The 12,730-nt window shown below is 55.4% G+C and carries 8 protein-coding genes; 5 read left to right on the forward strand and 3 right to left on the reverse strand.

Annotated features, from left to right (window positions below):
* Nucleotides 1-6: 6 nt before the first annotated feature.
* Both HL657_RS11050 and HL657_RS11055 read right to left on the reverse strand, forming a co-directional pair.
* Entirely contained in the window at nt 7-4,533 is a 4,527-nt protein-coding gene (locus HL657_RS11050; protein WP_317296871.1) for an Eco57I restriction-modification methylase domain-containing protein, read from the reverse strand.
* Nucleotides 4,530-7,373 carry a helicase-related protein gene (locus tag HL657_RS11055; RefSeq protein WP_317296872.1) on the reverse strand — a complete coding sequence of 948 codons (2,844 nt, stop codon included), beginning with the start codon at nt 7,371-7,373 and terminating at the stop codon, nt 4,530-4,532. Before HL657_RS11055 ends, HL657_RS11050 begins: the two co-directional genes overlap by 4 nt.
* A gap of 167 nt (nt 7,374-7,540) precedes the next feature.
* On the opposite strand from HL657_RS11055, the gene HL657_RS11060 reads away from it, so the two are divergent.
* The 5 genes from HL657_RS11060 to HL657_RS11080 are packed head-to-tail and all read left to right on the forward strand — an operon-like array spanning nt 7,541 to nt 10,026.
* Nucleotides 7,541-7,984, forward strand: a complete 444-nt coding sequence (locus HL657_RS11060) for an EVE domain-containing protein (RefSeq protein WP_014866540.1) — start codon at nt 7,541-7,543, stop codon at nt 7,982-7,984.
* A gap of 13 nt (nt 7,985-7,997) precedes the next feature.
* Nucleotides 7,998-8,426 carry a DUF365 domain-containing protein gene (locus tag HL657_RS11065; protein WP_261596668.1) on the forward strand — a complete coding sequence of 143 codons (429 nt, stop codon included), beginning with the start codon at nt 7,998-8,000 and terminating at the stop codon, nt 8,424-8,426.
* Between the two features lie 4 nt (nt 8,427-8,430).
* Entirely contained in the window at nt 8,431-9,366 is a 936-nt protein-coding gene (locus tag HL657_RS11070) for a DUF5655 domain-containing protein (protein WP_317296873.1), read from the forward strand.
* A 15-nt stretch (nt 9,367-9,381) separates the two neighbouring features.
* Nucleotides 9,382-9,522, forward strand: coding sequence for a hypothetical protein (locus HL657_RS11075; protein WP_317296874.1), 141 nt, complete (start codon nt 9,382-9,384; stop codon nt 9,520-9,522).
* Between the two features lie 9 nt (nt 9,523-9,531).
* Nucleotides 9,532-10,026, forward strand: coding sequence for a hypothetical protein (locus HL657_RS11080; protein WP_317296875.1), 495 nt, complete (start codon nt 9,532-9,534; stop codon nt 10,024-10,026).
* A 97-nt stretch (nt 10,027-10,123) separates the two neighbouring features.
* Here the strand turns inward: HL657_RS11080 and HL657_RS11085 are convergent, their stop codons facing one another.
* The gene (locus HL657_RS11085; protein ID WP_317296876.1) at nt 10,124-12,682 is read right to left on the reverse strand and encodes a UvrD-helicase domain-containing protein; all 2,559 of its coding nucleotides are present in this window, start codon (nt 12,680-12,682) and stop codon (nt 10,124-10,126) included.
* Nucleotides 12,683-12,730 lie beyond the last annotated feature (48 nt).

Below are 12,730 nucleotides of genomic sequence, written 5' to 3' on the forward strand. Positions count from 1 at the left end.
CCCCGCTCATTCCTCCTCACCCGCGTCCGGATCCCCGGCCCCGCCGGACTTCCGCCTCTCTATATACTCAAGCGCTTCACGCATCGAGAGCTTCCGCGACGACGACATCCCCCTGATCCAGAACTCGTCGTCGCCGTTATTCTTCACAAACACCGGCTCGTTCACAGGCCGGACCTCGACCACCCAGAACACCTTCCCGCTATCCTCGAGCGAGTGGATCATGATCCCGGGGAGGAACCGGTTGCCGAGGTACTGCTTCACCAGGTCGTCGAACCGGAGCCGCAGGCCGTCTTCGTTCTTCCGCTGGGAGAGTTTCAGGTCGCCGTCGAGTCCGACGATCGTCCCGGCATCATCGACACCGACGAAGAGCACCCCACCGTGGGTGTTCATGAAGGACGCAAGGGTTCTCGCGATGGTGTGCTCGAGCGCTTTGTTGCGCTGCTTTTGCCCCCGGTCCCATGATATCGACTCCTTGAACTCGACCCGCTCGCTCTCGCCGCCGGCGATGAGCGCGGTCCAGTCAGGCTTCCCATCCTTCTCCGGAAGATCCGCCCGCATCACGCGCACAAACTCCGGGGCAAGGTCGTCGTACTTCCGGAGGATGACCTCCTTCGTGCGGTACCTCCCGTACGCCGCCTCGTCCCTGCGCTTCACGATGGGGAAGGTCTCCATGATGTGGTCGACGTCGTCCCGCGAGATCTCGTAGAGGTGGAAGTAGAGGGCGTCGAGGTCGCACCGGAGGTCGAACCGCCGCTCTTCGTCCCAGACGAACGGCCGGGGCGTGCCGTCCTCACGGACGGGGTTCTGCGGGAACCAGGCGTTCCACTGTGCCACGCCCACCTCGGCGAGGACGTCGCGGGCGAAGGGTTCGAGGTCCCGGGCGGTGTAGGTGAGCTCGATGACGCGGGGGGCGATATAATCTGTAAGAGTAGGAGTATAGGTATTGGGTGGGAATACAGGGAGCTGGTTTAAATAATGCCCTGCAAGATGATTTCCTGCAACTTTTTGCCTTGAGATGTAATCCAAGGTATATGAATTCAAATTACTCAGCAAACACAGGTTATGCATTAACGGTTTACTGTTTGAGATCCAAGGTACAGAGTGAGTTAATCCAACACAAGGTAAAATTGCTGCAATTGTTGTTCTTTCATTTGTTACCCCGGTGATATCTTTAACTACCAAATACCAATTCCGAACGCTTCCGGATTTCTCTTTAACTATTTCCTTATCTACCCAAAAGAGTGGTTGGGCTAACACATTCGGATTCTGGTGTTCCTCGTAACTCAACTCAATTGGTTGGTTCCTTCTAACCCGATTTTCGGGGTTAAAAATAACACTAGATGAGCGATGATCATATAAACTAACCATTTTCCCCTCATAGAGGGGTATCCAGATTAAATTACCATCTCGAAAGGTATTTCCCTCAAGTTTTAGCCCTATTGAAATTAATTCATCTGCTGATCGGTGTGATTTCATCGAAGAGTTCATCATAAACATTAGAATTGTTTTATTTTTCCATCCGGAATCTGCTTGATCAACAAGTATGGGAAGATTTTGATGAATTTTTTTGACAATAGAATAATCTCTAATCGATTGGAATAGAGGGGCGGTCAATGTTAGAGGGTTTACTATGGCCAAATCGGACTGATCCAATGCTATATGCCTTTGATCATCATTTAGTTCATCTACAGAGCGAGCAAAAAAGACAAAATCTGTAATCGTATGAATATCTTGACCGCATATAGTTATTAATCCAAATTTTGCACTGAGATGAACCGATTTAAATATGCCACGTTTATTCTCAAAGTCATAAAAGCTGGCTATTCTCCCATGCCCATGCAGATAATTAAAGTGTTTTTGAGAATAATACGCTGAAACAAAGTCTGAAGGGATAATTGCACCGATATACCCGCGTGGCTCAATTAAGTAGTCGTACAATTCTACAAACATACGATAGGTATTCAACCTACCAACTGATGACAATGGGAACTTTTCACTGGAATGAATGAACTTCTTGAAACAATCGATGCCTTTAGTATATTGTAAATACCTGTTCCAAAGCTGGGGATTTTCCCTTTGAATTTTAAGGTAAATTAACTTCTTATCTTTAGCACTTTTAACCGATAAAATATCTGGATATAGTGTCGAGAAAAACTCATTATCTTTTACCTCGCTCATTTCCCACGGTGGGTTCCCGAGCACGCAGTCGAACCCCCCGTCCGCAAAGACCTCCGGGAACTCGAGGTGCCAGTGGAAGAACCGGTGCTCGTTTGCAATACGCCGTACCTCGGCCAGCGTATCCTCAACGAGCATCCCTCCCCCGCTCGCCTGCACCATCCGCACCGTCGCGGTCGTCGGGGCTGTCCTCGCGTACTCCGCATCCAGCGGCCAGAAGAACGCGGCGCACCAGCTGTCTGCGGCCAGGCGCTCCTTTGCATACTCGGACGAGGCGATGAGCCGCTCATACTCGGCCTTCTTCGCCTCGACACTGTCGGGGTCGTCTTCGGAGGCCTCCGCGAGCGCCGCAAACCGTCCGGCACAGGCCTCTAGGACCCTCGACCGGGCGGAGAACTCCTCGAACGTCCGGGTCTGCCGCTGCTCCCGGTTTGCCTTCTTAATCCTGTTCGCGACCTCTTTTGAGTCTCCCTCCACCGGTGTGTAGGCCTCGTCCGGGATGCCTCCCGCGATCAACTCCGGCGTCGCCCCAACAAGCGAGTTCCCGCACTTGATATGGTGGTCAAGGAAGGAGAGCGGCTTGTCCCCGACGAGCGCGTTGATCCAGAGGGAGACCTTCGCAAGCTCCACTGCCATCGGGTTCAGGTCGACCCCGTAGATGCAGTGTGAGAGCACATCTCGCCGGGCTGCCTGCACCTCCGCTGCGGAAGGGAGCTCTGTCCCAGCCCGGATCTTTGCCACCTCCCGGCCGAGCCGGTTCGAGGCCGCGATCAGGAACGCACCGCTCCCGCACGCCGGGTCGCAGACCCGGATCGAGAGGAGCGCCTTCTCCCGGGCCGCGGGGTCCGGCCCCGCAGAAGAGAGCCGATCAGCGATCACCGGGTCAAGAGCGCTCTTGATCAGCTCCGCGATCAGGTCCGGGTTCGTGTAGTACGATCCCGTCGTCTTCCGCTCCGAACCGTGGGGGTCCAGCATGAACTGACCCGGCCGGTACTCGCGCCCTTCAACCTCTTCAAAGCCAGTGGTTATCCGCGGCGTGTAGTCGAGCAGGCTCTCGTATATCGCCCCGATCTCCTCCACCGAGAGGTCGGCGTAACTGATCCGCTGGCGACCGTGACCCCTCTGCCGCCTCCCTCCGGTCTCTGAGACTGTCCAGGTCAGCGAGCGGATCGCGTTCATCAGCGCCGTGTTCCGACACTTCGCATCCTTCAAGAACCGGGCCCCGTCGTTTGAAAAGAGCATCCCATCAAATGCGTTCACCCCGAGTTCGGGCACCCCCTCCTCGAGCATCCGAAACGTCACAGAGAGCCCTTCCCAGAGGTCGGTGTTCCGGTCGTCCCGCCCCTCAAACGCATCCACCCGCTCCCGAAGCGACGTGATCGAGTACTCCTCAAGGAAGAGGTCCCCGTGGTCCCCGCCGCCGCCGAGCATCCCCCGCTGCTCCGCAAAGAGCATGAAGATGATCCGGTACACCACCATCAGGACCTCCTGATAGTACGCCCGGCAAGCCCCGTCATCGCCCCGCAGCCGCTCGATCAGCGCCCCGTCCAGGAACCCGTTCCCGAACTCCTCGATCGCCTGAACCACGTTCACCCGCAGGCTCTCACCGATCTTCTCCCCTGCCTGGCGGCTGACCTCGTAATACTCCTCCAGCGGCTCCTTGCCGCTCGCAGGATCGCGGACGAACCGGCTCGCGTGGCAGAGCCGGTAGAGCGCAAGGAACTCAGGGAAACTCCGGTTCAGGAAGATCCCCTCGAGATCGAACTCGATGTATCCGGGGACCGTCGTGTGATGGTAGTCCCGCAGGATCCTGATCACCGTCTCGTTCATCAGCACCGCCCAGGTCGCATCGTGCCGGTTCAGGCAGTCCTGCAGGGCATCGTGGGGTGAAGGCTCCCCGCGGGAGGGACGGACGTCCGGGTCTGTCCCCGGCGCCAGGATATGGATCACCGGAGGTTTCGGGATCCCCTCGCGGGCGAACCAGCCCCGGTGGGAGAACCGGTACTTCAGCCGGTCGCTGATCACGATCTGCTTCGTCGTGGACGTCGGCTCGAACCCTAGCGCGTCCAGCACCGGCCGCTGCCAGAGACGCCTGACCTCCTCCGCACTCATCCTCCCGGCCCAGATATCCCGGAACTTCTCATCAAACCGGCGGAGGAGACGATCCCATACATCCCTGACCTGCGCGAGGAACTGCGCCTCATCCTGCGGCGGAAGATCCTCCTCCCGCCAGGGCCGCACGAACGTCACCGGCCGGGCATACTCAAACCCGTGCTTCTCGTCCTGCAGCAGGGAGGCAAAATGCTCCGTGACGATACCGCCCGAGACGCGGACAAAAGACTGCTCCCTGCCCCTCATCGCCGCACCCCCGCCGCCGGCACCGGCTCAAGCAACCGCAGCGATATCAGGTCGTGGGAGGCGACCGAGACCTCGGCAGCGCCGGAAAGCCACTCGGGATTGGGGTAGACCGCCGCGAGCTGCTCCCGGAGTGCCTCCCGTTCAGCCACTAATTCCTGGCGCCGGGCCTCGATTCGCCCGGCAAAGACCGACGACCACGTATCCTCGGCAAGCGCCCGGGCAAGGTGCTTCATCACGCTCGCCTCGCGCCCCGGGGGCAACGGCACCATCTCCACACGGTCGAGACCGGCGGCCTCCTCCTCGCCCGGGAAAGACCCCGTGACCAGGTCGCAGGCGACCGGCACGATCTCCTCCACCAGCGAAGGGCGTGCCCCGCCGATGCTGTAGCGAACGAGGAAGTGGTATAACGCCGTCACGTGCGCCACATCCGGGGTCGCCACCACGCAGACCCTGCCGTACATCTTCGTCTCCGGTGAGAAGACATCGCGCTTGACGAGCTCGATCAGGCGGCGCACCACCAGATGTCCCATGTTCAGTTGCTCGATACCGGTCTCCTGAAGAGCGATCCGTTTCTCGAACGTAGCCTTCTCGATCACCTTAACATCCGGCATCACCAGATCGCCGGAGAGCAGGATCCGCAGCGTCCGGTTGCGGTCATGGTTCTCCGTGATCTCGCAGCCGAAGCGGACAAGCCCATTTCTTACAAAACGCTCGAAATCCTTCTCTGTCCCGATAACCTGCTCCGAAAGTGCCATCCGGGCCCGAACATCCTCGAGATCAACACCGGTCTGCCCGTAGAAACTCTCCCTCTTGATCTTCTCGATAGTCTCCTCGCTGAACGGATCGACCCGCTGCCCCGAACCGGGCCTCTCCTGGTACGAATCAAACAGCGTCCGCTGCGCCGGCGGCAGATCGACATCCAGCCCCATCTCCCCGATAAGAGAGATCACGTCTGCATCGTCACCGAAGAACGGCGGAGAGAATCCATAATCCTCCCGGATCTGTTGGGCCTTCTCGTACAGCACCCGGAGAATCTTTGCATCGAGCGTATCCCGCATCACCAGCGTCCGTATATGCACCTCGGGCTCGGGCTGCCCGTACCGGTCCAACCGGCCGTTCCGCTGCTCAAGCCGGTTCGGGTTCCACGGCAGCTCGTAGTGAATGACCTGGTTGGCCATATGCTGGAGGTTCACCCCCTCGCTGATGCAGTCGGTCGCGACCAGAACCCCATACTCCGCCTCGATGAATGCCTCCATAACCTCGTGCCGGTTCTTCTCGTTCAGGTCGCCGTACACGGCAAACACATGTGCAGGATCGATGCTCTTCAGCTTCTTCGGTATCTCTCTCGCGAGATAGTCCAGCGTATCCTTGTACCGGGTGAAGATCAGGACCTTCCGCGGGCCGTACTGTCCTCGCATCGCCAGGTCCAGGTAACCGTTTCTCCGGGTGAGCTCCCGGAGCTTGCTGTCCTTTGCCGGGGTCACGTCCCGTGCCAGTTTCATCAGGTCCCGGAGACGCTCCGCTTCCGCTTCCAGTGCCGTCAGGCTCCCGTAAACCACCTGGTCGAGACGCTCGGACGCCTCCTCATCCGAGAGATCGTTGTCCCCTTCTTCATCAAGGGCGACCGCCTTCGCATGTCCCTCCGAGATTGCCTGCTCCTGCCTCTCGTCCTCCTCCCGGATCTTCTCCTCGATCCGCTTGAGCCGGTTCTCAAGCGATATCTGTAACGCACGTGGGGAGGAGAGCCCCCGGCGGTGGAGGTGCAGCACCACCCACCGGGCCATCGTCCTGACTTCAATACGGTCATCCCGTTCTGCGAGATCGAGCAGACCGGTTCCGTAGTTGCTGAGTTCGTTTATGATCGTGTGTTCCTCGGGGAACGCCAGATCGACGGCAACCTCCTTCTGGTCGCGGGCGGGGAACGGATTATCTTCAGCGGCGTGGGAACGGAACCAGTCAACCACATCTTTTCGCCGCCGCTGGCAGACATGGTCTTTCGCCAGGGCCCGGTTGATCACCGGCTCATGCGGCGGGCCGGTTACAATCCCGCAGTCGAGCATGGTAAGGAGGCTCGCAAAGGTGTCGGTATAGCCGTTATGGGGTGTTGCTGTGAGCAGCAGGAGATGTTTTGTCTTCTTCGCGACCTCTTTCGCCAGGGTGTGCCGGAGCATGCCAGTGCTCTCCTTCTCGGAACTCTGGTGGGGTTTTGCGGCGAGATGTGCCTCATCGATGATCACAAGATCCCAGCCCGCGCTGATCGCAAAGGGGCGGACCCGCTCGGATTTGATGTAATCGATGGAAGTAATGATGCACGGATAACAATCCCAGGGGTTCGCCCCCGGTGGAATGCCCCTCTCAAGGCCGCGGAGATGCACCGACGAAAAGATCTTTGCATCAATCTGGAAGAAGAACCGGAGCGCATCCTTCCACTGCTCCCGAAGGTTCTGCGGGCAGATGATGAGGATCCGGGATGCCAGGTTCCGGGACTTCAATTCAGAAACGATAAGCCCGGCCTCGATTGTCTTACCAAGCCCGACGTCGTCGGCGATCAGCATCCGGACTCGCTCCCCCTGGTTCAGGGCCATGATCACGGGAGCCAGCTGATACTCTGTCGGGATGACCGCACTCTTCCGCAGGCTCATCAACGGTGCAGTCCCGTGCACCATGGAATACCGGAACGCCTGCACCAACAGGCGGTTGGTGGCGACATCTCCGACAATCTCCGGTTCCGGCGGATGAATTCTCCCCCTCTCAATCCGTTCAAACGGTGTGAAGAAACGATGCTGCTCTGCGGAATCGCTGTCGATACAGGTCGCACAGAGGATGTCCCCATCGACCAAATCAACTCGCCAAAGGCGCCTCCTTAACGATACAATATCTCCTGAACGATATCCCATATGCTCACCAGTTTGGGATGCCTCAAAGGGGCAATCAGAGTTAGAGGAACAATCTTTTTCGAAACACCATAAGCAATTCTCTTTTATCCCATGAAGGCAAAGGGACTCTTATGGAGCACTGGCTTGCAATATCCAACCGGGACAATTCAAAGGTTGTAATAAAGAACCATATCTGGGGAGTTCCCAAACGGCACATCAATACAATCAGTAAGACGAAACCCGGTGACACTCTTCTCGTCTATGTCGGGCAGCAGGTGATCGATAGGGATACCACGCTTCCGCCGGCGATCACTGGGTGTTTCGAGATCACCTCAGAAGTCTATGAAGACACAAAGCCAATCTTCACCGCACCCCCGAAACTCGGAGCCGAAGTATTCCCGCTCCGGATCAAGCTCAGACCCATCAAGATCTTCGATCCTCCGATCGAATTCAAACCACTTATATCGGAATTGAAATTCATCACCAACAAGACACAGTGGTCCGGGCACATTCGGGGCCAGGCAATGCGGATCATCCCCGAAGAAGACTACCAGCTGATAATGAACCAGCGATAACAGAGGAAGAACCATGAGCACTATCACCGGTGTCACCTTCCCGGTCCCGAAACACCTCATGCCCCGGTTCTTTGCCGAAGGCAAAACCGTCTTCATCAAACCCGCCACCGTCTTCAAGGAACTCCGGAGCGGGATGAAACTCGTCTTCTACCAGTCCCACGAGGATACCGGCTACGCCGGGCAGGCGACGATCAGGCGGATCGTCATCGAAGACGACCCCCTCGCGTTCTTCGAGACCTTCGGCGACGCGATCTTCCTGACAAAAGAGGAGGCAAAAGCCTATGTCGAGAACCAGGAACGGTGGCAGGGGGTCCGGGTCAGGAAGGAGGCGCCCCGGAAGCGGCCCTGGATGGCCCTCGAACTCGAGGATGTCCAAAAATACGATACGGTGAAGAAGCCGGAGCGGTTTGTGCCGGTCGGGGGGAAGTACCTGCGAGAGTGAACCCATGGGCGACATCCGCATCTTTCGCATAGACGGGCCGGAAGCCTGCGAACTTAAGGGGTCTTCGGTCGCACTCGAAAAATCCCTCCAGGTCTACATCGAGAAGAACCTGGAGCAGCTGCTCGGGATCACGTTCCTCGAGAGCGAATACTCCACCGGAAAGACGCACGGCGGCCGCATCGATACCCTGGGGATCGATGAGAACGGCTTTCCGGTCATCATCGAATACAAGCGGGCCATCAATGAAAACGTCATCAACCAGGGTCTCTACTACCTGGACTGGCTCCTCGATCATAAAGGCGAGTTCGAGTTGATGGTTCTCAAAAAGCTGGGCAAAGCCTACGACGAGAAGTTAGACTGGAGCAACCCGCGGCTCCTCTGCATCGCCGGTGACTTTACGAAGTACGATGTCCATGCAGTCCAGCAGATCAACCGCAACGTCGAACTCATCCGTTACCGGCAATTCGAAGACAACCTCCTGCTGTTAGAACTCGTGAACGCGACCGCTGCACAGAACGCCGCTACTGCCCTGAGCACCACCACAAAATCCAGTGAGGGCACCGGGCTGAAACCGGCCCGCACTGCACCGTCATTCTCTGAAAACCTTGAACGTTCGGATGTAGCCCTTCAGGACCGCGTCGAGGCGTTGAAGGCTTACATCGAGGCGCTCGGGGACGACGTCCAGACAAAGGTGCTCAAGTTCTATGTGGCCTTCAAGCGGATCAAGAACTTTGCCTGTATGACCATAGGCGTCCAGAAAAGAGAGATTGTCATCTGGGTAAAGATCGATCCAGATACAGTTGAAATTGAGCCGGGATTCACCCGGGACGTAAGAGAGATTGGTCATTACGGCACCGGAGACCTGGAAATACTGATCCGATCGGATGCAGACCTGGAGAAAGCAAAGCCCCTGATCCTGCAGAGTTACGAGGCGAACTGATCACAAGGAGCAGAGGTGCACGACCATGCGCTGCCCTGGGCCCGCTTCAACAACCCGGGCTATAAAGAGAAGGTATGCCACAAGTGCGGGACCAAGCATACGACGACAAAGACCCGCCCGGTCTGCAATGACTGCTACAAGACCTACTATCGGTGAGGGTAGACGATGAGGGAGAACTCTCCGCCGGCAGGTGACTGCTGCAACGGCCTCTTCGATGCGTTTGAGTTTACGCGGTTTCAAGATGCAGAACCGCCGAAGCGAAAAGGAGTCTACGTCATCCGGATTCACCGGCGTGGAACTCCAGTCGAAGAAGTCCACGATAAGGCCATCGCTCTGGCCGAGTCAATCGGCTGGGATGTGGCAGGCCGGTTTCTTTGCAGCCGGTTCGACCGGCTCTCAAAGATCGGCGACTGCCCGACGATCTACATCGGGTCAGCGGGGACATACGCCGGAAGCAAGAACACCCTCAAAGGCCGGTACCTGGAACTTGCGACCCGTCATACCGCCAAATATCCGATATGGGCGCTTCTCTCTTCTGGGTGGGAGCTGCAGTATGGGTGGATGGTCGTCGACGAGAACCCTGGAACTGCCGAGGAGGCTTTGAAAGGGCAGTACCGAAAGGCGCACGCCGGGGAGCTGCCCGCGCTGGTGAGCCGGTGAGCGGGGCTCGTTGCTCTCGCCTGTAATGGCAAAGACACTGAGGACATTACGACAAATTAGTCCTCAGTTTCTCCTGGAAGATCCGGGCTGATCTCAATTAAGGCCGGAGTTTGACCATCTGAACGTGCTCAGAGATCTCTTTAATGAACTTACTCATAGAAGACTCCTGGGTATACAACACAACCGTCTCTTTGCCCCGGGTTACGGCAACGTAAAAGAGCCTTCGTTCTTCCTCCTCGCGATCCTTTCTACGTCCATTTACTGCAGGATCATAGATATCAGGGTTCTGCAACTCGCAGGGGAAGCCATAAAGGCCCTCATCAACGCTTAGAATAATCACTACGCGAGCCTGCAGCCCCTTGCTCCTGTGTACCGACATAAAAGGCACGGAATTGAACTTCTGTGTCTCAGTAGATATCGGTACACCTTTTGAGCGTGCGTAGCGAAGGATCTCATCACGAAGGAGAGGACGATTGAGGATTCGTGATAAGACCATGATCTCACCGGGCAAATAGCCATCATTCAACAAAGATTCGATATAATCAACGCAGTGATGTGCCACCTGGCGATAATATCGATATGCATTTTGCTCTCGCACTGCTATAACCCAGACTGCTACGGTTTCCGATTGATCGAAGGCAACGGTCTCCTTTTTCAACTGAACATCACCATTATGGCATATGATCGCCGCACCTGTTTTGACGATGGATGCGCAACTGCGATAATTGACTGTTAGATCAGTCCTCTGGGGATGAGCGAAATAATCCGAGAATCGCACAAAGTAATCCACATTTGACCCGGCGAACCCCATGATGCTCTGCCAGTCATCGCCGACACAGAATAATTTGCAAGCAGGATTCTTGTCCATAAGAACTTTGATCAGTTTATATCGCTGAGCGCTGATGTCCTGGTACTCATCCACCAGAATGTGATCGAACGTATCCCTATAGAGGCCATCATTATCGTGTAACGCTCTTACAGCGAGATTGATCATGTCCGAAAAGTCGATGAAATCGTTCGAGCGAAGGTATTGCTCATAGTCCTTGTAGATCTTCAGAGCGACCCTGGCAAATGCCAGTTGCCTCGAGCTCCACGGCTCATCCTGCAGCCTCTGCTCGATCTCATCCGGTGTTAGATTGTATGTTTTAGCGATGGTGATAAAATCCGCTATTTGTCCCCGAAGTGAGTCGATAGAATCCCGACACTCTTTCCAGACTTTGTCGTAGATGTTAGGATAGGGAAGTGGAGTAATCTCAAAGGAAGTACCCGGGTTTCGGTCGTGAAGTGCCTGCAGTAGTTTTTTTGAGAGTACTTCCTCAACGGGGGTGTTGCGAAGCTCCCAGTGACAGGTCTCAACCAACCCATATTCATCTTGTGAGGCAAACCGCTCCTTTTTCAATGTCATGCCTTTTTGGTAGGCCGCAGACGGATCCTCTCCCTCAAACCAATCGGGAACCCTACCGTTCTCATCCACAGCCCAATGTTCAATGTATAGCTGGTATTGAGGGAGATAGAAGTCAGGTTTGGGAATTGAAATTCCGCCGTTTTCGTTGACATACTGCATCCATTCAGCAGGTGTTTCATACTCAACGGAGATCTCCTCTCCATTAATGGCGTGAGTAAGTAGAAAATTCAAGATACTTCTCTCCGCTTCGCTCTTTACAACGACTCCATTGAGGGCAGTATACGTTAATCCACGCATATACTCATAGAAGTCCTTCCTCTCTTCAAAATCCACTTCATTCTGCAGGACTTCAGCATCATCATAATATTCCATGTAGCGGGTTACCAGTCGCTGGAAGTCTTCCGATTCCAGCCCTTTGACATAGAGGGTTGCAATGAACCACCTATACCCGTGCTCGGGGTTGTCCCCGGAAAATTGTAACCGTGGAACAGCACGGTTGGCATCCAGGTATGCCTTCTCAACAATCTCTTTGCCGAGTGCGTGAAACGTCTTGATCTTCACTTCCGCACCAAAGCGTTCATAGAGTCGATATCGCATTTCACTGGCAGCTTTGTTCTGATAGGCAAGTGCGAGAATTCTGTCGGGATGAATTGTGTCCGGTTTGCGGTCTAGAAGATATGCAATGCGCGTGATCAGAACCTCTGTTTTCCCCGAACCTGCACCCGCGACAATGAGATTGTGTTTGTCGTCGATGATAACCGCACACCTCTGATTATGATCCAATGGAAAAGGAGCTTTTCTGAAGAGGTAGTCATACTCTCGCAATCGCCGTTCGACGAAATGATCGTTAAACTCCCGTATGTACCTTTGAATCTCCATAACTCGCAAGCGTGCCGCTTCCGCTTTACGGACAAAAGCATCTGGAAAAATATCGCTCCAGGTCAGAATTTGGTCGCAGATCTGAAGTTGCTCAGAAACAGTCTCCTCGTACTCAGAGAGCATGACATAAGTCAGGTAAGTATCTCTGGCTTTGATTTGGGCCAGTAGTGACCCCGCCTCCTGAATAATCCTGTCAACGCGATGTTCGGAATCCTGTAATAATCTTTCAACAAACTGAGCATTGAATGCCCTGACCTGTCGTTCAATTTCTTCGATCCGAGAGAGGCACTCGTGGTAGCGTAACGAATCTTCTGTAAAATTGAATTGGCCCTGGATCCAACCTAGATTTGGACAAAGGAGAAACAGGGCCATGGATCCCTTAGCGTTAATCGAAGATTATCTTTCCGATCAGGAGAACGG

Source organism: Methanoculleus nereidis (assembly GCF_032944295.1).
Classification (GTDB): Archaea; Halobacteriota; Methanomicrobia; order Methanomicrobiales; family Methanoculleaceae; genus Methanoculleus; species Methanoculleus nereidis.